General features: G+C 66.3%; 24 protein-coding genes. 15 read left to right on the forward strand and 9 right to left on the reverse strand.

The window, feature by feature from the left end; genetic code table 11:
• Positions 1-53 precede the first annotated feature (53 nt).
• Entirely contained in the window at positions 54-350 is a 297-nt protein-coding gene (locus C4S73_RS01220) for a hypothetical protein (protein WP_103870647.1), read from the reverse strand.
• 199 nt (positions 351-549) lie between these two features.
• Between C4S73_RS01220 and C4S73_RS01225 the strand changes: the two genes are divergently transcribed.
• From C4S73_RS01225 to C4S73_RS01235, 3 genes are all read left to right on the forward strand, one after another.
• Entirely contained in the window at positions 550-1,530 is a 981-nt protein-coding gene (locus tag C4S73_RS01225) for a Tim44 domain-containing protein (RefSeq protein ID WP_200827886.1), read from the forward strand.
• Positions 1,531-1,714: 184 nt separating this feature from the next.
• The gene (dapB, locus tag C4S73_RS01230; RefSeq protein ID WP_103871219.1) at positions 1,715-2,521 is read left to right on the forward strand and encodes a 4-hydroxy-tetrahydrodipicolinate reductase; all 807 of its coding nucleotides are present in this window, start codon (positions 1,715-1,717) and stop codon (positions 2,519-2,521) included.
• 3 nt (positions 2,522-2,524) lie between these two features.
• Positions 2,525-3,145, forward strand: a complete 621-nt coding sequence (locus C4S73_RS01235; RefSeq protein ID WP_103870649.1) for an alpha-ketoglutarate-dependent dioxygenase AlkB family protein — start codon at positions 2,525-2,527, stop codon at positions 3,143-3,145.
• Between the two features lie 61 nt (positions 3,146-3,206).
• On the opposite strand, the gene C4S73_RS01240 is transcribed toward C4S73_RS01235, so the two are convergent.
• The 3 genes from C4S73_RS01240 to C4S73_RS01250 form a co-directional block, all read right to left on the reverse strand.
• Positions 3,207-3,833: a trimeric intracellular cation channel family protein gene (locus C4S73_RS01240; RefSeq protein WP_103870650.1), complete on the reverse strand. Its 627-nt coding sequence runs from the start codon at positions 3,831-3,833 to the stop codon at positions 3,207-3,209.
• Positions 3,834-3,835: 2 nt separating this feature from the next.
• The gene (gene grpE / locus C4S73_RS01245) at positions 3,836-4,453 is read right to left on the reverse strand and encodes a nucleotide exchange factor GrpE (RefSeq protein WP_103870651.1); all 618 of its coding nucleotides are present in this window, start codon (positions 4,451-4,453) and stop codon (positions 3,836-3,838) included.
• Between the two features lie 120 nt (positions 4,454-4,573).
• The gene (locus C4S73_RS01250; protein WP_244595422.1) at positions 4,574-7,309 is read right to left on the reverse strand and encodes a [protein-PII] uridylyltransferase; all 2,736 of its coding nucleotides are present in this window, start codon (positions 7,307-7,309) and stop codon (positions 4,574-4,576) included.
• A gap of 376 nt (positions 7,310-7,685) precedes the next feature.
• Between C4S73_RS01250 and C4S73_RS01255 the strand changes: the two genes are divergently transcribed.
• The 5 genes from C4S73_RS01255 to C4S73_RS01275 all read left to right on the forward strand — a co-directional run bounded on the left by C4S73_RS01255 (position 7,686) and on the right by C4S73_RS01275 (position 11,547).
• Positions 7,686-8,660 carry an aliphatic sulfonate ABC transporter substrate-binding protein gene (locus C4S73_RS01255; RefSeq protein ID WP_103870653.1) on the forward strand — a complete coding sequence of 325 codons (975 nt, stop codon included), beginning with the start codon at positions 7,686-7,688 and terminating at the stop codon, positions 8,658-8,660.
• 31 nt (positions 8,661-8,691) lie between these two features.
• Positions 8,692-9,519, forward strand: a complete 828-nt coding sequence (locus C4S73_RS01260; protein ID WP_103870654.1) for an ABC transporter permease — start codon at positions 8,692-8,694, stop codon at positions 9,517-9,519.
• Between the two features lie 12 nt (positions 9,520-9,531).
• Positions 9,532-10,314: an ABC transporter ATP-binding protein gene (locus C4S73_RS01265; RefSeq protein WP_103870655.1), complete on the forward strand. Its 783-nt coding sequence runs from the start codon at positions 9,532-9,534 to the stop codon at positions 10,312-10,314.
• A 98-nt stretch (positions 10,315-10,412) separates the two neighbouring features.
• Positions 10,413-10,922: an OsmC family protein gene (locus C4S73_RS01270; protein ID WP_103870656.1), complete on the forward strand. Its 510-nt coding sequence runs from the start codon at positions 10,413-10,415 to the stop codon at positions 10,920-10,922.
• 103 nt (positions 10,923-11,025) lie between these two features.
• The gene (locus C4S73_RS01275) at positions 11,026-11,547 is read left to right on the forward strand and encodes a hypothetical protein (protein WP_103870657.1); all 522 of its coding nucleotides are present in this window, start codon (positions 11,026-11,028) and stop codon (positions 11,545-11,547) included.
• A 30-nt stretch (positions 11,548-11,577) separates the two neighbouring features.
• On the opposite strand, the gene C4S73_RS01280 is transcribed toward C4S73_RS01275, so the two are convergent.
• Positions 11,578-12,762: a DNA recombination protein RmuC gene (locus C4S73_RS01280; RefSeq protein WP_103870658.1), complete on the reverse strand. Its 1,185-nt coding sequence runs from the start codon at positions 12,760-12,762 to the stop codon at positions 11,578-11,580.
• A gap of 114 nt (positions 12,763-12,876) precedes the next feature.
• On the opposite strand from C4S73_RS01280, the gene def reads away from it, so the two are divergent.
• From def to truA, 3 genes are read left to right on the forward strand one after another with little or no spacing between them, the layout of a single operon-like run.
• On the forward strand, positions 12,877-13,485 hold the full coding sequence (def, locus tag C4S73_RS01285; protein ID WP_103871220.1) for a peptide deformylase: 609 nt from the start codon (positions 12,877-12,879) through the stop codon (positions 13,483-13,485).
• 34 nt (positions 13,486-13,519) lie between these two features.
• Positions 13,520-14,449, forward strand: a complete 930-nt coding sequence (gene fmt, locus C4S73_RS01290; protein ID WP_103870659.1) for a methionyl-tRNA formyltransferase — start codon at positions 13,520-13,522, stop codon at positions 14,447-14,449.
• Complete coding sequence (gene truA, locus C4S73_RS01295; protein ID WP_103870660.1) at positions 14,449-15,186, forward strand: tRNA pseudouridine(38-40) synthase TruA; 738 nt, start codon at positions 14,449-14,451, stop codon at positions 15,184-15,186. Before fmt ends, truA begins: the two co-directional genes overlap by 1 nt.
• 4 nt (positions 15,187-15,190) lie before the next feature.
• Here the strand turns inward: truA and C4S73_RS01300 are convergent, their stop codons facing one another.
• The 4 genes from C4S73_RS01300 to C4S73_RS28100 all read right to left on the reverse strand — a co-directional run bounded on the left by C4S73_RS01300 (position 15,191) and on the right by C4S73_RS28100 (position 17,721).
• The gene (locus C4S73_RS01300) at positions 15,191-15,772 is read right to left on the reverse strand and encodes a hypothetical protein (RefSeq protein WP_103870661.1); all 582 of its coding nucleotides are present in this window, start codon (positions 15,770-15,772) and stop codon (positions 15,191-15,193) included.
• A 69-nt stretch (positions 15,773-15,841) separates the two neighbouring features.
• On the reverse strand, positions 15,842-17,059 hold the full coding sequence (gene dapE / locus C4S73_RS01305; RefSeq protein ID WP_103870662.1) for a succinyl-diaminopimelate desuccinylase: 1,218 nt from the start codon (positions 17,057-17,059) through the stop codon (positions 15,842-15,844).
• Positions 16,987-17,481: a DUF805 domain-containing protein gene (locus C4S73_RS01310; protein ID WP_103870663.1), complete on the reverse strand. Its 495-nt coding sequence runs from the start codon at positions 17,479-17,481 to the stop codon at positions 16,987-16,989. The genes dapE and C4S73_RS01310 overlap by 73 nt, the downstream gene beginning before the upstream one ends.
• Before the next feature lie 69 nt (positions 17,482-17,550).
• Positions 17,551-17,721, reverse strand: a complete 171-nt coding sequence (locus tag C4S73_RS28100; protein ID WP_160115638.1) for a hypothetical protein — start codon at positions 17,719-17,721, stop codon at positions 17,551-17,553.
• On the opposite strand from C4S73_RS28100, the gene C4S73_RS01315 reads away from it, so the two are divergent.
• The 4 genes from C4S73_RS01315 to lptB all read left to right on the forward strand — a co-directional run bounded on the left by C4S73_RS01315 (position 17,720) and on the right by lptB (position 20,930).
• Positions 17,720-18,334, forward strand: coding sequence for a ribonuclease D (locus tag C4S73_RS01315; protein WP_103871221.1), 615 nt, complete (start codon positions 17,720-17,722; stop codon positions 18,332-18,334). The genes C4S73_RS28100 and C4S73_RS01315 overlap by 2 nt on opposite strands.
• A 124-nt stretch (positions 18,335-18,458) precedes the next feature.
• Positions 18,459-19,235: an LPS export ABC transporter periplasmic protein LptC gene (gene lptC, locus C4S73_RS01320; RefSeq protein WP_160115639.1), complete on the forward strand. Its 777-nt coding sequence runs from the start codon at positions 18,459-18,461 to the stop codon at positions 19,233-19,235.
• A 1-nt stretch (position 19,236) separates the two neighbouring features.
• Positions 19,237-19,977: an LptA/OstA family protein gene (locus C4S73_RS01325; protein ID WP_103870665.1), complete on the forward strand. Its 741-nt coding sequence runs from the start codon at positions 19,237-19,239 to the stop codon at positions 19,975-19,977.
• Positions 19,978-20,123: 146 nt separating this feature from the next.
• On the forward strand, positions 20,124-20,930 hold the full coding sequence (gene lptB / locus C4S73_RS01330; protein WP_103870666.1) for an LPS export ABC transporter ATP-binding protein: 807 nt from the start codon (positions 20,124-20,126) through the stop codon (positions 20,928-20,930).
• The last annotated feature ends 268 nt before the right edge of the window (positions 20,931-21,198 follow it).

Raw genomic sequence — 21,198 nt, forward strand, 5'->3', positions numbered from 1 at the left:
GGCCCAGATCTGTCTGGCGACGGTCCTGGCTGGCGGCGGTCATCGCCGGAGCATCAGCTGTCGGGACAGGGATTCTCGCTGATTTCCCAGGACATCATGTTGATGACGCGGCCGCATTGGGCGAGGCGACGTCCCTGCGTCGTGCGGATGCAGGCGCTCGCACCTTCGGCGATCTTGCGGCCGTCGCTCCAGCAGAAGCACAGCGGCTCCGGAGCTTGCGCCAGACGCGGCGGGTCCAGTGCGATGGCGCGTTCGCCAGCGCTTGCCGCAGATCCGAGCATGAAGAAGATGGCCGCGACAAGGGCCGCAAATGCAATCTCGCGGTGAAGCCTCGGTGTAATTCCGATCATGGCTCACTCCCCCGCGGCCTGTCGCAAGGGACGGCAGCGAATGTCCCAGTTTAGCACGGCTTTTCGCATGATCCCAAATCCTTTCCCGGCAACAGAAATATCAGGACATGCAGAGACTTAGCCGGCCTCATCTTGCAGGATCGAGGTGGATCGACCATATTCTCCGGAAGTGAGCCCGAGGGGGGCTCCGGGAGGAACCATGTCTATGATTTCGCTTGCCCGGCGTGGCCGGGTCGTCGCAGTGCTCGCTGGCGCGCTTCTGCTCGTACCGGTGCTCGCCGAAGCGCGTCCCGGTGGCGGCAAGGGTTTTGGCAGCCGCGGATCGCGCACTGAATCCGCCCCGGCGCGGACGGATACGGCGCCAAATGGCGCCCAGCCGTTCCAGCGCAGCGCGACCCCTGCGCCATCTCCGTCGCTCGCGGGCCCCGCCGCTGGTGCGGCTGCCGCGCAGGCCGCCCGGCCTTCGATGGCGCGTAACCTGATGATGGGCCTCGGCGCCGGCCTGCTTGGCGCTGGCCTGTTCGGCATGCTGTCGGGCTCTGGCTTCTTCGCCGGCCTGGCTTCGCTTGCCGGAATCATGGGCTTCCTGCTGCAGCTCGCGCTGATCGGCGGAGCGATCTGGCTGGCGATGCGCTTCTTCCGTCGCCGCGCCGAGCCCCAGCTCGCCGGCGCAGGTGCGCCTCTTGGCCGCGAGACCTATCAGCCGCAGCCTGACGCGCGCATGGCGGCGATGGGTGGCGGCGCGGCCCGTCCGGCCGCGCCCCAGACCACCGAGATCCAGCTCTCGGGCGAGGATTTCAACGCCTTCGAGCGGCTGCTCAGCGAGGTCAATACCGCTTACTCCAACGAGGACGAGCGCGGTCTGCGCGAGCTCGTAACGCCGGAAATGTTCGGCTATTTCGACGAAGACCTTTCGGGGAACGCCCGCAAGGGCCTTGTCGACCGGGTTTCCGACGTGAAGCTGCTCAAGGGCGATCTCGCGGAAGCCTGGCGCGAGGGCAATCTCGACTACGCCACGGTCGCGATGCGCTTCAGCCTGATCAACGCTCTCTACGAGCGCTCCAGCGGCAAGATCGTCGACGGCAACGCGACCGTCCCGCAGGAGGTCACGGAGCACTGGACCTTCGTTCGCGAGCGCGGCGGAGCCTGGAAGCTCTCGGGTATCCAGGGCGCGGCCTGATCCAGCGTCTTTGAAGAAACAGGACGGCCGGGGCAACCCGGCCGTTTTTTGTTCGAGCCAGGTTTTGGGTGTCGCACGTGCCCGATCCGTCCTATAGGCGCAGCATCTCGGCCAGGCGCTGTATCCTGCCTTGGCGCAATATCGCGGCCGTCCTTGCTTTCTGGAGTTGTCTTCCATGGCTGACATGCGTCTCGTCGTCGTTGGTGCTGCCGGGCGCATGGGCCGGATGCTGATCAAGGCGATCCACGAGACGGAAGGCTGCGTGCTTTCCGCTGCCATCGAGCGGCCGGGCGCGGCGACGATCGGGCAGGATGCCGGCATGCTCGCCGGTTTGCCGCCCTGTGGTGTCGTGGTGAGCGATGAGGCGCTGCCGGCCTTCGTCGAGGCCGAGGGCGTGCTCGACTTCACGACGCCGGACTCCACCGTCGCTTTTGCCGCGCTGGCTGCACAGGCGCGCATCGTCCACATCGTCGGCACCACCGGGCTGGAGCCGCAGCATCTGGCCAAGCTGGAGGCAGCGTCGCGCCACGCGGCAATCGTCCGCTCGGGCAATATGAGCCTCGGTGTCAATCTGCTGGCGGCGCTCGTGCGCAAGGTCGCGGCGACGCTCGACACGAACTGGGACATCGAGATCGTCGAGATGCACCACCGCATGAAGGTCGATGCGCCGTCGGGCACCGCCGTCTTGCTGGGCGAGGCTGCGGCGACGGGCCGTGCCGTCGATCTCGCGGAAACCCGCGTAGCAGTCCGCGACGGGCAGACCGGCGCCCGCCCGCCCGGCGCGATCGGCTTTGCCGCCTTGCGGGGCGGCACCGTCGTCGGCGATCACAAGGTCATCTTCGCCGGCAATGGCGAGCGGCTGGAACTGGCGCATGTCGCCGAGGATCGCTCGCTCTTTACGCAAGGCGCGCTCAAGGCCGCGTTGTGGGGCAGGGGGCGCAAGCCCGGCCTCTATTCGATGGTCGACGTGCTCGGTCTCGACAGCCTCTAGGCCATGACGCGCGTCGCGATAGCGCCGGGCGTAACGCACTGGCCGGGCTACCTGCAGGCACAGGAGCAGGCCGCCCTGCTGGCCGAACTGCGCGAGGTCGCGCGCCAGGCGCCATTCTTCGTGCCGCGCATGCCGAAGACCGGCAAGCCGTTCTCCGTGCGAATGACCAATTGCGGCTCGCTGGGCTGGGTTTCCGACGAAAGCGGCTATCGCTACCAGCCGCTCCATCCCGGTACGGGCACAGCCTGGCCCCCGATGCCGGAGGTGCTGCTGAAAGCCTGGGGCGAGCTTGCGGGATATCCGCATCCACCCGAAGCCTGCCTCGTCAATTTCTACGAGGCGAGCGCAAGAATGGGCCTGCATCAGGATCGCGACGAGCAGGATTTCGATGCGCCGGTGCTGTCATTGTCGCTAGGGGATACCGCGATCTTCCGCATCGGCGGCACGGTGCGCGGCGGCAAGACGGTTTCGCTGAAGCTCAATTCGGGCGATGCGCTCCTCTTCGGCGGCGAGGCGCGTCTGGCCTATCACGGTATCGACCGCATCCTGGCAGGCTCGTCCAGCCTGCTGCCGCAAGGGGGCAGGATCAATCTGACGCTGCGGCGCGTGACCAAGCCTGCCTGATCTGAGCCTGCCTGATCTGAGCCTGCCTGATCGGAGCCTGCCTGCTCGGGCGTAGCGCTGGTCAGGGCGCGCTGGAGCCCGAGCCCGGCAGATTGGGAAACGACCAGCCGAACAGGATCGAGCCGGCGCGCAGGCCAAATCCGGCAAGAATCCCGCCGATCATCACGACGGCCGGCTGCATCCCCAAGCCCGCCAGAAGCGCCGTTGCACCGGCGCCGGCAGCGGCGGCCGTGACGTAGAAATCCCGGCTCCACAGCACCAGCGGCCGATCTCCTGCCAGGATATCTCGCAGGATGCCGCCGAAGGAGGCCGTCATGGCACCCAGCGCCATGGCCGACAGCACTGGCACGCCGGCACTGAGGCCTTTAAGCGTGCCGATCACCGCGAAGAGCGCAAGCCCGGCCGCATCGGCCCAGATCAGCAATCGTTTGGCGGCCCAGCCATCGAGCGTGCCCGGCCGCCAATAGGCGATCCCCCAGGACACGAGCGCAACCCCGCTGCACAGCACGACGTCGAGCGGGTTCTGCACCCAGAAGACCCCGCGATCGAGCAGCAGGTCGCGCAGCGTGCCGCCACCGACGCCGGTGACGGTTGCCAGCAGGATGAAGCCGAACGGGTCCATGCCCTTGCGGGCTGCAACCAGGGCGCCGGTCAGCGCGAAGACCAGGATGCCGGCGGCTTCAAGCACCTTCAGTTGCCGCTGGTGCTGCCGTCCCCGGTCTCGTCGGTGGGCGGCACTGCGGGTTTCGGCGCACCGGCCGACACGCCGACGAGAGCAGGCCTCAGCACGCGCTCGCCGATCTTGTAGCCGGACTGAACGACCTTCGAGACCAAGCCCTTGGGCGTCACCGGATCGGGAGCCTCGAACATCGCCTGATGCAGGTTCGGGTCGAATTTTTCGCCCTGCGGGTCGATCTTGCGAACGCCATGGCGCTCCAGCGTCTTGAGCAGGTCGCGCTCGGTCAGCTCGACGCCTTCGATCAGCGCGCTCAGGGCGGCTTCCATGCTGACGCGTGCGGATTCCGGCACGCTCTCGAGCGCGCGGCGCAGATTGTCGGCCGAGCCGAGCATATCGCGGGCGAAGCTCGTCACCGCATAGGCCTTGGCGTCGGAGATCTCGCGCTCGGTGCGGCGGCGCAGGTTTTCCATGTCCGCCAGCGTCCGCAGGAGCTTGTCCTTCAGGTCGTTGCGCTCGGCCTCGATCCGGGCAAGCTCCGATTCGGTGGTCGTCTCGATCACCGGAGCCTGCTCTGGCGCATTCGTTGCGGTGTCCGGGTTCGGCTCTTCCATCGCAGGGTTTTGCGTCATCGCGTCATCCAATTCTGTGTCACGTGGCTGGTCTGCGCCGTCCCCTGCCGGAGGCGGGGCTGAATCATGTATCTGGCAAGACCGCGTTCGAGGCCGATATCGGGCTTATGCGGGCTTAAATCAAGCGCGGGCAGGGACTTTGACCTTGGGCGCATGGGGTTTGTCCGGCTCATAAGTGAACACATCCAGCAACGCATTGCGGATTGTGAGCTGTCGTCCGGTCGAGACGATCTTCGCATTCGTCAGGTCTGTCACGTAAAACACATCGACCGCCTTTTCGCCGAAGGTGGCGATATGCGCCGAGGCGATGTTGAGGTTGAGCTTCCCGATCGCGGTGGTCAGATCGTAGAGCAGGCCGGGACGGTCCAGCCCCGAAACCTCCAGCACCGTGTGGCGGGCCGACAGCACGTTGTCGATGATGACCTCCGGCGCGACCTCGAAAGTCTGTCCCCGCGAGGGCGGCGCGCGGCGCTGCGCCACCAGATCGGCGATCTTGATCTCGCCCTTGAGCGCGCGCTCGATCGCCGCCGCGATCCGTTCCGCCCGCCGCACTTCGTCATCGTCGCGATCGAAGGCGCGCGATACCGAGATCGTGTCGAGCACCAGCCCGTCCGTGGTCGTGAAGATCTGCGCATCGACGATGTTGCCGCCTGCTGCCGCGCAGGCTCCGGTGACGATGGCAAGCAAGCGCGGATGGTCGGGTGCCAGGATGGTCAATTCGGTCACGCCGCGGAACTGGTCCGTCTCGACTGCGGTCGCGGTGGTGCGGCCCTCGCTCTCGGCCTGCCGGAGGAAGCGCGCATGCTTGTCCTGCCGGGCGACGTCCACCTTGATCCAGTAGGCCGGGTAATGCCGCGCGATATAGGCCTCGCGATCCTCGCTGCGCCAATCGGCGAGGCGCTCGCGCAGGGCGTCCTGCTTCTTCTCGACGCGGGCTTTGCGCTCGATCGCGGAATGGCCGCCGGTGAGCACGACCTCGGTCTCGTAATAGAGCGTCCGCAGCAGCTGGCCTTTCCAGCCGTTCCAGACGCCGGGCCCGACGGCCTTGATGTCGGCGACGGTGAGGACCAGCAGGAGTTTCAGCCGCTCCAGGGTCTGCACTGTCGCAGCAAAGCTCTCGATCGTCTTGGGGTCGCCGAGGTCGCGGCTCTGGGCCACGCTCGACATGTCGAGATGGTGTTCGATCAGCCAGGCGGCGGTGCCGGTCTGCGCTTCGGTCAGGCCCAGCCGCGGTCCGAGCTTGCGCGCGATCCGGGCGCCGGCGATCGAATGGTCTTCGAGCCGGCCCTTGGCGATGTCGTGCAGGAAGAGCGCGACATAAAGCGCGCGCCGGTTGCTGATCGTCGAGAAGATCGTGTTGGCGAGCGGGTGTTCCGCTTCGAGCGAGCCGGCATCGATCTCGGCGAGCACGCCGATCGCGCGGATCAGATGCTCGTCGACGGTGTAGTGGTGATACATGTTGAACTGCATCATCGCCACGACACGCCCGAAATCGGGAATGAAACGCCCGAGCAGGCCCGATTCGTTCATCCGCCGCAACACGGCTTCCGGCGAGCGCCGCGCCGTCAGGATTTCCAGGAAGATCCGGTTCGCTTCGGGGTCGTTGCGCAGCTTGGGGGTGACGAGTCGCAGCGACTGCGTCACCAGCCGGCTGGCATCGGGGTGGATGGCGAGGTCGTCGCGGCTGGCGATCTCGTAGAGCCGAAGCAGGTTCACCGGGTCGCGCTTGAAGGCGTCGGGATCGACCACGTTCAACCGCTGGCTCTTCAGCGTGAAGTCGGGATGGCCGAGCGCGCGCACGCGCTTGCGCTTGGTGAAGGAGCCCAGCAGGCGCGTCAGACTGGCGCGCGGCTTCTGCTGGCGCGCTTCAAGTGCCGCGCAGACGATCGCGGTGAGGTCGCCGACATCCTTGGCGACAAGGAAATAGGCCTTCATGAAGCGCTCGACCGGCGCCTGGCCGCTGCGACCCGCATAGCCGATCGCTGTCGCAACCTGGCGCTGAAGATCGAAAGAGAGACGCTCCTCGGCCCGGCCCGTGATGAAATGCATCCAGCAGCGCACGCGCCAGAGGTATTCCTCCGAGCGCTGGAACATCAGCAGTTCCTTGCGGTCGAAGAGGCCGGCGGCGACAAGCTCGCGCACATCGTCGACGCGATAGGCGTATTTCGCGATCCAGAACAGCGTGTTGAGATCGCGCAGGCCGCCCTTGCCATCCTTGACGTTGGGCTCGACCAGATAGCGCGAGGTGCCGGCCCGCCGGACGCGGGTCTCGCGCTCTGCGAGCTTGGCCTCGGTGAAGGCAGGCGCCGTGCCCTCGACCACTTCGGCGCCGAAGCGACGCACCATGTCCTCGAAGAGCGGGCGGTCTCCGCAGAGGAAGCGGGCTTCCAGCAGGGCGGTGCGGATCGTCATGTCGGCCCGCGCTTCGCGCACGCAATCATCGATCGAGCGAACCGAATGCCCGACCTTCAGCTTCAGGTCCCAGAGCGGGTAGAGCATGGATTCGACCACGCTCTCGCCCCAGCCGGTCTGCTTGTGCGGAAACAGAAACAGCAGGTCGACATCCGAACCGGGTGCAAGCGTGCCGCGGCCATAGCCGCCGACCGCGACGACCGCGATCCGCTCGGATTGAGACGGGTTGACCGCCGGATAGAAATATCTGGTCGCGGCGACATGCAGGCAGGCGACGACGGCGTCCATGACGGCTGACAGGCGCTGCGCGCAGGCGAGGCCGTTGCGCGAGCCGGCCAGCAGCTCCCTGGCCGAGGCATGGCCGTCATCGAGCGTGCGGCGCAGCGTCGCCGTCAGCTCCTGGCGTAACGCGTCAGCCGGAGGCGCGCCGGGGCGATCGAACACCCGCGTGACGGCTCGGGCTGGATTCTCCAGCACCTCGGCAAGCGCAGGATATGGCTGATCGGCGACAGATGACACGACGGCTACCCTTGGCGCGGGACCCTTGGCGCGGGCGCTGTCCAATGCCCGTTCCGCTCCTAACATGATGTGGGGATTCGCGAAAAAGATAAATTATACATCTATGAACTGTTGAATAAAATTCAAGCCGCTTTGAGATGTCTTGTTTGACATACCGAACGAGCGGACCTACAAGTCGGATACGCGCCGATTTGAGCCAGCAGCTTGCGGGCGCGAAATAAGTGCAGCTAAAGCGTCGGGGCCAAGGTCAGGCTACGAGTCTGTCCCGATCCCTGCGCGTCATCGCAACAGGGAATCGATCATGACCACCATCACGCGCCGCCTCGCCATCGCCGGTTTCGCCGCCGCCTCTTTCGCTTTGGGTGGCACGAGCGTCTTCGCGCAGGCTCCCAAGGAAATCCGGATCGACTACGCGACCTACAACCCCGTCAGCCTCGTGCTGAAGGAGCGCGGCATCCTCGAGAAGGCGCTCGCCCCCGAAGGCATCACGGTGCGCTGGGTGCTATCGGCCGGCTCGAACAAGGCGCTGGAATTCCTCAACGCCGGCTCGATCGATTTCGGCTCCACGGCCGGCGCCGCAGCCCTGATCGGCAAGATCAACGGCAACCCGATCAAGTCGATCTATGTCTACTCGCGGCCGGAATGGACGGCTCTGGTGACGGGCGCCAAGAGCGACATCACCAAGGTCTCCGATCTCAAGGGCAAGCGAGTCGCCGTCACGCGCGGCACCGATCCGCACATCTTCCTGGTCCGCGCGCTGGCCGAGGCGAAGCTGACCGAGAAGGACGTCAAGCTCGTCCTGCTGCAGCATGCCGATGGCCGGCTTGCCCTGGAGCGCGGCGATGTCGACGCCTGGGCTGGTCTCGATCCGCTGATGGCGGCAGCGGAAGTCGAGAGCGGCGCAAAGCTGTTCCACCGCAAGCCGGAGGACAACACCTGGGGCATCCTCAACGTGCGCGAAGCCTTCGCCAATGAGCAGCCGGCGCTCGTGCGCAAGGTGATCGCGGCCTATGAGGAGGCGCGGGCCTATGCGCTGGCCAATCCGGCCGAGCTGAAGAAGGTCCTGGTCGAATACACCAAGCTCTCCGATACCGTGATCGAGCGCCAGCTCACCCGCACGGAGCTGACGCATTCCAGCATCGGCCAGGCGCAGGCCGACACCATCGTCGCGGCCGGCATCGCCCTGAAGGACGCAGGTGTGCTGCCGGCGACGACCGATGTGAAGGCTGCGGTCGACGCGCTGCTCGACCGGCGCTTCGCCGCCGCCAGCAACTGACGTCTGCCTGACGTCAAAGCTGCCGGGGCCGATGAGCGCGCTTGAGATCGAGAGGGCTGTGGCCGGTCGGACACCGGTTGCGCCCGCTCGCGCGTCGCGCCGGTTCGGACTGGCCGGGTGGCTCCTGCCGATCGCGCTTGCCGCGCTCTGGGAGATGCTGGTCAGGGCGGGTATCGCCAATGGCCGGCTGATGCCGCCGCCGAGCGTGGTGGGCAAGACTCTCTGGAGTCTTGCCGCTTCGGGCGAACTCCTGACCCATGCCAACGCGACGCTGTGGCGGGTGGCGGCCGGGTTCGGGCTGGGGGCGGGCGCGGGCACGCTTCTGGGCGCGCTCACCGGTGCCCTGCCGGTGGCGCGCGGACTGCTCGACCCGACGCTTCAGGCGCTGCGCTCGATTCCCTCGATCGCCTGGGTCCCGCTCTTCATCCTCTGGTTCGGCATCTTCGAGGCCTCCAAGGTCGCGCTGATCGCGGTCGGTGTCTTCTTCCCTGTTTATCTAGGGGTGGCCGCCGCGATCCAGGACATCGATCGCAAGATCATCGAGGTCGGCCGCGTCTTCAGGCTCGGCCGGCTCGCGATGATCCGGCGCGTGATGCTCCCGGCGATTCTGCCGGCCTGGTTCACGGCACTGCGCTCCGGGCTAGGCCTTGGCTTCATGTTCGTGGTCGCAGCCGAGATCATGGGCGCGAGCGAGGGGCTGGGATATCTGCTCGTGGACGGCCAGCAGCTTGGCCGCCCCGACTCCATCATCGCGGCCATCATCAGCTTCGCCGTACTCGGCAAGCTGGCGGACGGGCTGTTGCTCGCCATCACGCGGCCTTTCCTCGCCTGGCAGGATCTCGGTCGCGACAAGCTCTGAAAGGCATCCTCGATGCTGAGCTTCGAGACACTCTCGAAAACCTATGCCGACGGCACGCACGCCCTGTCGGCCATCACGATCGACGTTGCAGCGGGTGAAATCCTCGCGCTCGTCGGTGGATCGGGCTGCGGCAAGACCACGCTGCTGCGCCTGATTGCCGGGCTCGACCAGCCGAGCGCGGGCCGCATCCTGCTCGATGGCGAAGCGATCCTCGAGCCGCGTGCCGATGTCGGCGTGATCTTCCAGGAGCCGCGCCTGTTCCCCTGGCTCAGCGTGTCCGAGAATGTCGCCTTCGGGCTGTCGCATCTCTCCGCCTTCGAGCGCGAGGGGCTGGTGGCCAATGCGCTCGTGCGCGTTGGCCTCGCCGGCTATGAGAAGCGCTGGCCGCGCGAGCTCTCGGGCGGCCAGCAGCAGCGGGTCGCGATTGCCCGCGCTCTGATCACTCGGCCAAAGCTCCTGCTGATGGACGAGCCCTTCTCGGCGCTCGACGCGACGACGCGGGCGAGCCTGCACGGGCATCTGCTGGCGCTCTGGGCGGAAAGCCGTCCCACCGTCGTGATGGTGACCCATGATGTCGAGGAAGCCGTGACGCTGGCCGATCGCATCATCGTGATGCAGCCCAAGCCCGGGCGCATCTTCGATGAGCTCGACAATCCGTTGGCTCGCCCGCGCGACCGGCTCTCGCCGTCCTTCGAGGCGACCAAGCGCGAAGCGCTGCGTGCGCTCGACCGTTCGCTGCGCGACGAGGAGCCGCGGCAGCACAAGACGGCCGAGACGGCGGGGATGTGGTGGTAGGCGTGCGGTCCCCGCCTGCTCCGGCAGGGCTGGTCTGATCAGGAAAGCGGCGCTATCTGCGACGTGACACTTCTGCTCGCGACATAAGGTTTGAAATCATGGATGTCACAGCCCTGCGCGCCCTCCAGGCACCGCTCAAGGACAAGTATCGCGAGACGCCCGAGGCCGGTGTGGTCACGCTGAAAGCCCATGGCGAGCTCGACGACCAGCACATTGCCTGCAAGGTCGAGACCGGCCGGGCGATTGCGCTTGCGGGCCTGCACCCCGCCACCGGCGGCTCGGGGGCAGAGCTCTGCTCCGGCGACATGCTGCTGGAGGCGCTGGTCGCCTGCGCCGGTGTGACGCTGAAGGCGGTCGCGACCGCGCTCGAGATCGAGCTCAAGAAAGGCATCGTTCGTGCCGAGGGCGATCTCGATTTTCGCGGCACGCTCGGCGTCGCCAAGGATGCGCCTGTCGGCTTCAAGGCGATCCGCCTCTCCTTCGACGTCGAGACCGACGCACCGCAGGAGAAGCTCGACACCCTGCTCAAGCTCACCGAGCGCTATTGCGTGGTGTTCCAGACCCTGAACGTGAAGCCGGAGCTCTCGGCGGTGCTCAAGGTCGCCTGAGCGGCCATCATAGAACTGTCAGATCGCAGCGATAGGTGTTCCCCGCCATTGCGCGCTCGGGTTGTGTTGACCTGGGCGCGTCGAACCGGACGGAGACGCCGCCATGCCTGCCCTCGTCGCCATCGTCGGCGCGATCATGTCCGGTGTCGTGTACTGGTTCATTTATGGGAAGGGCATGGAGCAGGTCGATCATTGGCTGAATGATCGCCGCAACACCAAGCGCCGTCTCGCCGCCAGGGAAGCCGCGGGCCGCGCGCCGCTGAAGGCGATGACCGAAAGCCGGGACGGGGCGGTCGCGCTCATGCTGCTGATTGCCGGCGAGCGCGGCGAGCCGACCACCGAACAGCTCGACGCGATCAGGGCCGAGATGCGGGACCTGCTCGAATTCGGCGATGATCTCGAAGCGCGCTTGGCCGTGGCCCGGCACGCGGTCGCCTCCGCGCCCTCGATTCAAGCTGCCATCGACGATCTCAAGGATTTGTTTCGCAGCAACCTGAGCAAAGCCGAGGTCAACGAACTCTGCATGATGCTGCGCAAGATTGCGGCGCTGCATGGCGGGCCGACCGAGGGCCAGGAACGGATGATCGGCTATGCCGAGCGTCTGTTGCGGGCGCCGCAGGGCTGAGCGCCTGGCAACGGTCTTCCAAACGCACTCTTATTCAGCCGCCGCCTTGAGCGGCAGGCCTTTCGCGAAGGGCAGCGCCGGCTCGCCCTTGGCGTCGTCGAATTCCAGCGCGCCGATCTTGTCGGCGCGGCTGGTGACCTTGCCGGCGGAGGTGCGGATGCCCGCGACATCCTCCTGGGCCTGACGGAAATGCTGGTCCAGTTTTTCGGCCCGGTCTCCCAGGCGCTTGACGTCGGCGAGCAGCTTGCCGACCTCGGTCTGGATCACCTGCGCCTCCTCGCGCATCCGAGCATCGCGCACCAGCGACTGCATCAGCTGGATCGCCAGCGCCAGCAGCGAGGGCGAGACGATCATCACGCGGGCGCGATGCGCCTTCTGAATGACGTCGTCGAAATGCTCGTGCAGATCGGCATAGATCGACTCCGAGGGCACGAAAAGCAGCGCCATGTCCTGCGTCTCGCCGGGCAGGAAATAGCGCTCGGCGATATCCTTGATGTGCTGGCCGACATCGCCGCGCACGCGCACGCCGGCAGCCTTGCGCATCTCCTCGCTGCGCGACTCCCGCAGCATGGTGAAGCTTTCCAGCGGGAATTTCGCGTCGATGACCAGCCCGCGCCCGTCGCCCGGCAGGGTGACGAGGCAGTCGGGCCGGTTGCGGTTGGAGAGCGTCGGCTGGAAGGTGAAGAAGGCGCTGGGCAACCCGTCGCGGATGATGGCCTCCATCCGGCCCTGGCCATAGGCACCGCGCGCCTGCTTATTGGAGAGAACATCTTTGAGCGTCACCACCTCCGACGTCAGGTCGGTGAGGTTCTTCTGTGCGCTGTCGATGACGGCGAGCCGCTCCTGCAGCTTGCCGAGGCTCTCATTGGTCTGGCGCACATTCTGCTCCAGCCCCTGCCCGACCTTATGGCTCAACCCGTCCATACGGTCCGCGACGAGGCGGGCGAGATCGCCCTGCCGGGTCGACAGGATCTCGGCCATGGACTGCATCCGGCCGGTCAGCTCGGCCTGGAGCCGGTTCATCTCGGCGACCTTGTCGTCCATTTCGCGAGCGCGTTCGGCGGCCATCGCGACCTCGATGGCGCGTCCCCGGCCACCGCGCCATGACGACACCACGACCAGAACGAGCAGCAGCAGGCTCAGCGCCGCAAAGCCCAAGGCAGCCTCGGCCCAAGTCACGGGCCGCTCGAGAAGGATGAAGGCAATCTCTTTCATCGGGGCAGCCTAACCGATTCGCGGGAGAACTTCGAACGAAAGCGGAACGGTTTGACCCGCCGTGCACAAGAGCTTATGTCGCCGGGACGTCACGAAACCCCCGCGCAGAAACTCATGGCCATTCGTCCCCTCGTCATCCTGCCCGACGCCCAGCTCCGTTTGGTCTCGGCTCCCGTCACGGCGATCACGCCCGAGATCAAGGCGCTCGCGGCCGATATGCTCGAGACGATGTACGATGCGCCCGGCATCGGCCTCGCCGCGATCCAGATCGGCGTGCCCCAACGGGTGGTGACGATCGACCTCGCCAAACGGGCCGAGGATGCGGATGCGGATACGGATGGGGAAGGCGAGGAGGGCGGCGAGGAGCCAAAACGCCCGGTCGATGAGCCCAGGCCTTCGGTCGATGAACCCAGGAACCCAATGGTCTTCGTCAACCCAGAGGTCGTCTGGTCCTCCGAGGAAACGAGCGTCTACGAGGAGGGGTGCCTCTCCATTCCCGAATATTACGAGGAGGTCGAACGGCCGGCCTCGGTCAAGGTCCGCTACATGGATCTCGACGGCAAGCAGCAGGAGATCGCCGCCGACGGCCTGCTGGCGACCTGCCTCCAGCATGAGATCGACCACCTCAACGGCGTACTGTTCATCGATTATCTCTCGCGCCTGAAGCGCGAGCGCGTCACCAAGCGCTTCAGCAAGGCGGCCAAGCGCGAGAGCGCGGTTTGAGCGCGGCGGGTGCCATCAAGGCGATGTTGAACGCATGAGCTTGCGCGTCATTTTCATGGGCACGCCGGATTTCGCCGTGCCGACCCTGACCGAGATCGTCGGCCAGGGTCATGAGGTCGTCAGCTGCTACACTCGCGCTCCGGCGCAGGCCGGGCGCGGACTCGATCTCAAACCATCCCCCGTGCAGCGCGCGGCCGAGCGTTTCGGCTTTCCGGTGTTCACTCCGACGACATTGAAGACGGCTGAGGCCTCCGAGATCATCGCCTCGCATCAGGCCGATGTGGCGGTCGTGGTCGCCTATGGCATGATCCTGCCCCAGGCGATCCTCGATCTGCCGGAACTCGGCTGCCTCAACCTGCACGCCTCGCTGCTGCCGCGCTGGCGCGGCGCGGCGCCGATCCAGCGCGCGGTCATGGCCGGCGATACCGAGAGCGGCGTCTGCGTCATGAAGATGGAAGCCGGGCTCGATACTGGCCCGGTCGGCATGGTCGAGACGCTTGCGATCGGCCCCGACATGACCGCCGGCGAGCTGCACGACCAGCTCGCGCCGCTGGGTGCAGACCTGATGGTGCGCGCGCTTGCCGCGCTCGGGCGCGGGGGCTTGCGCTTCACGCCGCAGACCGAGGAGGGCATGACCTACGCCGCCAAGATCGCCAATGCCGAGGCGAAGCTGAACTGGGCGCGCCCGGCGCAGCAGGTGCATGATCTCGTTCGCGGTCTCTCGCCGTTTCCCGGTGCTTTCGCCGAGATCGATCTCGGCAAGGGGCCGGAGCGCCTGAAGGTGCTGCGCACGGCCCGTGCCGGCGGCGCGGCCGAGCCCGGCACGTTGCTGGACGATGAGGGCACGGTCGCCTGCGCGGTTGGGGCGGTGAAGCTGCTTCAGGTCCAGCGCGCCGGGCGTGCGCCGATGAGCGGGGCCGAGTTCCTGCGGGGCGCGAGGCTCGGCGCCGGCAGCAAAATCTGATGCCACGCTACAAGCTCGTCATCGAATATGACGGCACGCCGTTCTCGGGCTGGCAGCGCCAGCTCAACGGCCCGTCCGTCCAGCAGAGCGTCGAGGAGGCGGTGGAGGCCTTTTGCGGCCATGCGGTCCGCCTGCACTGCGCCGGCCGAACCGATGCCGGCGTCCACGCGACCCATCAGGTCGCTCATGTCGATATCGACAAGGATTGGCGCACCGATGTCGTGCGCGATGCCACCAATGCGCGGCTGAAGCACCTTCCGGTCGCGGTGCTCAGCGCCGAGGCCGTTTCAGACGCGTTCGATGCGCGCATCTCGGCGCGGCGGCGCTACTACATCTACCGCATCCTCGACCGCCGCAGCCCCCCGGCGCTGGATCGGGACCGGCTCTGGCATGTTCCCTTCAAGCTCGACCATGAAGCGATGGACCGGGCCGCGCAGGCGCTCGTCGGCCATCACGATTTCACGGCCTTCCGGGCCGCCGAATGTCAGGCCAACGGCCCCATGCGCACGCTCGACCGCTTCGACGCGCGCCGCGAGGGCTCCGAGATCGTGATCTACGCCCATGCCCGCTCCTTCCTGCATCATCAGGTCCGCTCGATGGTCGGCTGCCTGAAGATGGTCGGCGCCGGGCGCTGGCCCGAGAACAAGGTCGGCAAGGTCCTGGCAGCGCGCGATCGGTCGCAATGCGCCGCGCTGGCGCCTTCAGCCGGCCTCTATCTCGCTGGCGTGGACTATTGAGGGCTCAGATCAGCCCGAAAATCCGGATCACGCCGTAATCGGCAACCACGCTTGCCATGATGATCAGCATGGCAATGCCGCTTTCCGCGCCGAAAATCGCACGCGCCACGCAATAGCGCAGGCGCAGCACGATCACCGCGAAGGTCGCAGCCTGCAGTGTTGCAAGCCCGGGCGGCGACCAGCCGATTGCGAAGACGGCGGCAGGGACCGCCATCAGGCTGGCAGAGACGATGCCGGCCCAGTTCCAGGCGATGACGAAGCTCGTGAAACGCGAAGCGTGGGCGAGGCGCGGGATCAGGCCGATAAGCAGGGCGGGAACGGCGAGGATCGCGAGGCACTCGGCCGCGATCACGGCTGCGACCAGAGGTGGCGATCCAAAAAGTCCGGCTGAATTCGGCAACCCGGCCAGCACGCGAACCGCCGCCAGCATCGCGATCGTGGCCGGCAGCATCAGCGCGAAGGCAGCAAATGAGCGCCAGAAGCCGTCGCGGCTCAGATCGAGTTCCGGCAGCGCCTCGGCCCCTCGCGTCATCAGGCGCCAGGACCCCCGCAGGGAGCGTGCGACATCGTCGGCGGCAAGCCCCATGACCGGGCCTCCATCTATCCGTTCTTAGACTTTCGTCTAACAGAGATAATGGCGGCTTGTTCCGCGAAATCAAGCTTTATGTTGCGCTGCGAAATAGGTCCCGAGCAAACGACGCGTGATCCGCTCGAGCGTGACGAGGTCCGCCACCGCCACGCATTCGTCGACCTGATGCATGGTCTGGCCGACGACACCGTATTCCACCACCGGGCAGTAGTTCTTGATGAAGCGGGCGTCCGAGGTGCCGCCCGTAGTCGAAAGCGCGGGCCGCTTGCCGGTCTCGGCCTCGACCGCGTCCGCGACGAGGTTCACGAAGGGGCCGGGCTCGGTCATGAAGGCGACCGCATTGGTCGGCTGGACAACCAGCTCGTAGCGAATGCTGTTTCCGGCGGCGTCGCGCAGGCGCCGCTCGATTTCGGCGGCGAGCGTCTCCGGCGTCCAGACATCGTTGAAGCGGATGTTGAAGACGGCCCTGGCCTGTGCCGGCACGACATTCGACGCGGGGTTGCCGACATCCAGTGTCGTCACTTCGAGATTGCTCGGGTCGAAATGCCGGGTGCCCTGGTCGAGGGGCGTCGCCTCGAGCGCGGCGAGCAGGCGGACCATGCCGCGGATCGGATTATCGGCGAGGTCAGGATATCCGACATGCCCCTGCTTGCCGTTGACTGTGAGCTTTCCCGTCAGCGAGCCGCGCCGGCCGATCTTGATCATGTCGCTCATGCTGGCCGGGTTGGTCGGTTCGCCCAGCAGGCAGTGATCGAAGCGTTCGCCGCGCTGATGCGCCCAATCCAGCAGCTTGACCGTGCCGTTGACGGCGGGGCCTTCCTCGTCCCCGGTGATCAGAAACGCGATCGAGCCGGAAGAGTCGGGATTCTCGCGCCGGAAGCGCAGGCTCGCCGCCATCATCGCCGCAAGCCCGCCCTTCATGTCGCAGGCGCCGCGGCCATGCAGAATGCCGTTCTCGACCGAGCCGGCGAAGGGATCGCGCGTCCAGGCGGCTTCATCTCCGACCGGCACGACGTCGGTATGACCCGCGATTACCAGGACCGGGCCTTCGGTTCCGAGCCGGGCGTAAAGATTCTCGACATCGGGCATGCCGGGCGCGCTGAAGACGGGCCGATGCACGGTGTAGCCCTCGGCCGACAGCACGGCGTCGAGCAGCGCCAGTGCGCCGCCCTCATGGGGCGTCACGGAGGGGCAGCGCACGAGCGCCTGTGTCAGGGCGACGGGGTCGGCGGGATCGAAAACGGCCGGACCGAAATCGGAGAGGGGGCGTTGGGTCGTGTCCATGCTCCCGCTTTAGCACCGGCTTCAGCTGCCGCAACCCGATCCTTGTCGTGCAGGGATGGCAGCAGGCCCAGATCGACCAGCGCGATCAGCCAGGCGACCAGCGAGATGGTGTGAAGCGAAGGCCCCCAGAAGAACGGCAGGAACGGCCGCAAATGCCCTGGCAGTACGATGGCGCAGATCAGCAGGATGCCGAAAAGCGCGGTGCTGCCGCGATCATTGGCCCGCTTGGCGGCAAGGGCCGCCCAGGGAAACAGCGCAAAGGCATTGGCGAAGGCGAGGACGTGACTGGCATTCCGGCCGAAAAGGACGGGCGCGCCCTGCTGGATTGCGAGCAGGAGGACGGCCACCAGCGCGCTGCCCAGCCAGAACCGGGCGAGGCCGATACGTCCGTCGAAATCGGTGAGCAGGCGAAAGAGGGACATGGATCAGGCTCCGATGTCCCTTTCATATCCGGCATCTTCGGAGTCGCGAAGCTTATGGTGAATAAAAGGTTAACGCGGCAGCTCGATATGAAAACTTGATAAAAAGGCTTGAAGAGTGCCTTGCGCACCGCTAGCTGCGACGCGGGTGTCGGCATTGCGCAGGCGAGCCAGCGGGTTGGGCCGGGTCGGACCGCATCCGGTTTCAGACGGCGCGATGCGCCCGAGCGAGGTTTTCAGCATGACGATCCGTTTCCATCGCGGCGATCTGCCGGACGGCTATGACGCCGGCTCCAGCGTTGCGATCGACACCGAGACGCTTGGCCTCAATCCGCATCGCGACCGGCTCTGCGTCGTCCAGCTCTCGCGCGGCGACGGCACGGCTGATGTCGTGCAGATCCTCAAGGGCGGCGCCCGGCCGGAAAACCTGATCCGCCTGCTGACCGATCCCGCAGTCCTCAAGCTGTTCCATTTCGCGCGTTTCGATGTCGCGGTGCTCCGCCATGCCTTCGGCGTGGTGACGGGCCCGGTCTACTGCACCAAGATCGCCTCCAAGCTCACCCGTACCTACACCGATCGGCACGGCCTGAAGGATCTGGTCCGGGAGCTGCTCGGCGTCGAACTGTCGAAGCAGCAGCAATCCTCGGATTGGGGCGCCGAGACGTTGAGCGAGGCGCAACTCACCTACGCAGCCTCCGACGTTCTGCATCTGCACGCGCTGCATGCGCGCCTTGAAGCCATGCTGGCGCGGGAAGGCCGGACGCATCTCGCCAAGGCCTGTTTCGACTTCCTGCCGTTCCGTGCCGAGCTTGATCTGGCCGGTTGGGCGGAGAACGATATTTTTGCGCATACTTGACAAATTCTAAGGCTTCTTACGTCAGTCTCGACACAGACGAACAGCGCGGGGGCGCGTTGCGGTTCGTCCCGGCGACACGAAAAAGCCGTTAGCAACTGCCATTGCGCGGGGCATGACTGTGGCAATGACTTCGAACGAGTGGACCGCCCCCCCGTCCCGACGCCTGGCGCGCCGGGACGCAGCCTTTGGCGCGGCCCGGCGACACACCACGCTCGTGCGCTTTTTGCGGCGCGCTATACCGGTTGGCGCGGTCGTTGCGGTGCTGGCTCTGATCGTGGCGCCGTTCCTCAACCCCTTGCATGGCGTCGCCAGCCTTTCGCTCGGCGCGGTCGGCATTTCCGGCGGCAAGGTCAAGATGGAAACGCCGCGTCTGTCGGGCTACCGGAAGGACAACCGGCCTTACGAAGTCACGGCCGTGGCGGCCTTGCAGGAAATCCGCAATCCGACCCAGGTCGAGTTGCAGACCCTGACGGCGCGGCTGCTGATGGAGCGCGAGGGCTGGGTCACCGTGAACTCGAAAACCGGCCTGTTCGATACGCAGAAGGAAAAGCTGCGCCTGATCGACGATGTGCGCGTGCGCACCGAAGGCGGCTACGACATCCGGATGCGGACCGCCGACGTCGATTTCAAGGGTGGCACGGTGGTGTCCAAGGAGCCGGTCAAGGTCATCCTGGGCACGACGACCGTCGATGCCGATTCGCTCGACGTGAAGGATAATGGCGCGCTGATCGTCTTCGAGGGCCGCGTTCGCGCCTTCATCAAGGATGCGCCCGCCAATACGATTGCCGGTCCCGAGCGTGAGGGCAGCAAACCTCAGCTGGAACTGCTAACATCCGAACGGGTTCAGTCTTCGGGCGATGCTTCGCCTGCGGACGGTGACGCGACCGAGAAGAGACAGTGACATGCAAGCAATCGTTCAGACGCTCCGTATTCACCGCGGTTTTCTTGAGTTGGCCCGGCCTGCGGCGTTTGCCCTGACCGTCGGCTTCGTCGCCGGCCTCTGCGTGCCGCAGGACGCTTTCGCGCAAGGGCGCGGGCGCGCCGGTGCCAGTTCGCCACTGGGCGGCCTCGGCGGCGACAGCAAGGAGCCGATCAAGATCGACGCCGACAAGCTCGACGTTCTCGACAAGGAGAACAAGGCGGTCTTCACCGGCAATGTCGTTGCCGTGCAGGGCGAGACGACCGTGCGCTGCACGGTCATGACCGTTCTCTACGAGGGGCGCGGCGGAGCACCGGGCGGAGCCGGCGCGGCTCGCGCCGCTCCAGCTGCCGCACCTGCTACCCCCGCCAATGGCGCAGCGGCCGCGCCGGGTCAGTCCAACGACAGCAGCATCAAACAGATCCTGTGCAAGGGGCCTGTGACTGTGGTCTCCAAGACCCAGGCGGCGACCTCCGACAATGCGGTCTTCGACCGGGCGGCCAACACCGTCATTATGACCGGCAATGTCGCCCTGAATGACGGGCCCAACATCACGCGCGGCGAGAAGCTGACCTACAACACGGTGACTGGCATCGCCAATGTCGAGACCTCGAAGGGCGGGCGCGTACAGGGCTTCTTCGTGCCGAATTCGGGCGAGGCCGGCAAGGCGGGACCGGGCGCGAAACCTGCTCCCGGGGCCAAGCCGGCAGCGCCGTCCAACTGACCAGCCGGCAATCTCGGCTGGCATCGCCCCTTCAATCCACTTTTCCTGATCAGGCGCAGCGCTTCGCAGTGACCATCTCCGACATGTCCCAGCCCAACACCGTGCCGACCCGTGGGGCGCCGACAGCGCATCAGCGCGGGCCGGGTATGTTCAGCCGCATCCGTGGCCTTTTTGGCGCGCGTGAGCGGGAAGAAGAGGCGAAGGTTTCCACTGCCTCCTCGATCGGTGGTCCGGGCGTGCTGGCCGTGAGCGGCCTGCGCAAGAGCTATGGCGGTCGCACGGTCGTGAGCGATGCCAGCCTGTCCCTGCGCCAGGGCGAGGCCGTCGGGTTGCTCGGCCCCAACGGCGCCGGCAAAACCACGATCTTCTACATGATCACCGGGCTGGTCGGAGCCGATCTCGGCACCATCTCGCTCGAGGGCAACGACATCACCGAGCTGCCGATGTACCAGCGCGCCCGGCTCGGGATCGGCTATCTGCCGCAGGAGGCCTCGATCTTTCGCGGCCTGAGCGTCGAGGACAATATCCGCGCGGTGCTCGAGGTCGTCGAGCCCAACCGCAAGAGCCGCGAGCGCCAGCTCGATACCCTGCTCGAAGAGTTCAACATCGCCCGCTTGCGTAAGGCGCCCTCGATCGCGCTGTCGGGCGGCGAGCGCCGGCGTTGCGAGATCGCGCGCGCGCTGGCCGGAAAGCCCTCCTTCATCCTGCTCGACGAGCCCTTCGCCGGCATCGATCCGATCGCGGTCGGCGACATCCAGGCGCTGGTGCGGCAATTGACCGATCGCGGCATCGGCGTGCTGATCACCGACCACAATGTCCGCGAGACGCTCGGTCTGGTCGACCGCGCCTACATCATCCATTCCGGCCGCGTGCTGACGGAAGGCTCGCCGGCCGAGATCATCGCCAATCCCGATGTACGCCGCGTTTATCTCGGCGAGGATTTCCGCCTCTGACAGCCCGTTCGAAGCGTCCTTGAGCCCTCATCCTGAGGAGGCATTCCGCGAGGAATGGCGTCTCGAAGGATGCTCCAGTAGGCTCTGGAGGCATCTGAAAACATCCTTCGAGACGCGCCTGCGGCGCTCCTCAGGATCAGGGCTGGAGGTTCCAGGCGGTCGCAGAGGTGGTTTGCGGGTGGCTCCTGCCGCAATCCTGCTCTTATGTTGCGGTGCATTAACTTCCCTGCTCATTGTCGAGGCAAGGGCTTTGACGCGCCGCTTCGGC

The organism is Allobosea lathyri, assembly GCF_900108245.1.
In the GTDB taxonomy this organism is placed as follows: domain Bacteria; phylum Pseudomonadota; class Alphaproteobacteria; order Rhizobiales; family Beijerinckiaceae; genus Allobosea; species Allobosea lathyri.

Coding starts and splice junctions, on each gene's coding strand:
- C4S73_RS01220 (WP_103870647.1), bottom strand. CDS start 350: ATGATCGGAATTACACCGAGGCTTCACCGCGAGATTGCATTTGCGGCC.
- C4S73_RS01225 (WP_200827886.1), top strand. CDS start 550: ATGTCTATGATTTCGCTTGCCCGGCGTGGCCGGGTCGTCGCAGTGCTC.
- dapB (WP_103871219.1), top strand. CDS start 1,715: ATGCGTCTCGTCGTCGTTGGTGCTGCCGGGCGCATGGGCCGGATGCTG.
- C4S73_RS01235 (WP_103870649.1), top strand. CDS start 2,525: ATGACGCGCGTCGCGATAGCGCCGGGCGTAACGCACTGGCCGGGCTAC.
- grpE (WP_103870651.1), bottom strand. CDS start 4,453: ATGACGCAAAACCCTGCGATGGAAGAGCCGAACCCGGACACCGCAACG.
- C4S73_RS01255 (WP_103870653.1), top strand. CDS start 7,686: ATGACCACCATCACGCGCCGCCTCGCCATCGCCGGTTTCGCCGCCGCC.
- C4S73_RS01260 (WP_103870654.1), top strand. CDS start 8,692: ATGAGCGCGCTTGAGATCGAGAGGGCTGTGGCCGGTCGGACACCGGTT.
- C4S73_RS01265 (WP_103870655.1), top strand. CDS start 9,532: ATGCTGAGCTTCGAGACACTCTCGAAAACCTATGCCGACGGCACGCAC.
- C4S73_RS01270 (WP_103870656.1), top strand. CDS start 10,413: ATGGATGTCACAGCCCTGCGCGCCCTCCAGGCACCGCTCAAGGACAAG.
- C4S73_RS01275 (WP_103870657.1), top strand. CDS start 11,026: ATGCCTGCCCTCGTCGCCATCGTCGGCGCGATCATGTCCGGTGTCGTG.
- C4S73_RS01280 (WP_103870658.1), bottom strand. CDS start 12,762: ATGAAAGAGATTGCCTTCATCCTTCTCGAGCGGCCCGTGACTTGGGCC.
- def (WP_103871220.1), top strand. CDS start 12,877: ATGGCCATTCGTCCCCTCGTCATCCTGCCCGACGCCCAGCTCCGTTTG.
- fmt (WP_103870659.1), top strand. CDS start 13,520: ATGAGCTTGCGCGTCATTTTCATGGGCACGCCGGATTTCGCCGTGCCG.
- truA (WP_103870660.1), top strand. CDS start 14,449: ATGCCACGCTACAAGCTCGTCATCGAATATGACGGCACGCCGTTCTCG.
- C4S73_RS01300 (WP_103870661.1), bottom strand. CDS start 15,772: ATGGGGCTTGCCGCCGACGATGTCGCACGCTCCCTGCGGGGGTCCTGG.
- dapE (WP_103870662.1), bottom strand. CDS start 17,059: ATGGACACGACCCAACGCCCCCTCTCCGATTTCGGTCCGGCCGTTTTC.
- C4S73_RS01310 (WP_103870663.1), bottom strand. CDS start 17,481: ATGTCCCTCTTTCGCCTGCTCACCGATTTCGACGGACGTATCGGCCTC.
- C4S73_RS01315 (WP_103871221.1), top strand. CDS start 17,720: ATGACGATCCGTTTCCATCGCGGCGATCTGCCGGACGGCTATGACGCC.
- C4S73_RS28100 (WP_160115638.1), bottom strand. CDS start 17,721: ATGCTGAAAACCTCGCTCGGGCGCATCGCGCCGTCTGAAACCGGATGC.
- lptC (WP_160115639.1), top strand. CDS start 18,459: ATGACTTCGAACGAGTGGACCGCCCCCCCGTCCCGACGCCTGGCGCGC.
- C4S73_RS01325 (WP_103870665.1), top strand. CDS start 19,237: ATGCAAGCAATCGTTCAGACGCTCCGTATTCACCGCGGTTTTCTTGAG.
- lptB (WP_103870666.1), top strand. CDS start 20,124: ATGTTCAGCCGCATCCGTGGCCTTTTTGGCGCGCGTGAGCGGGAAGAA.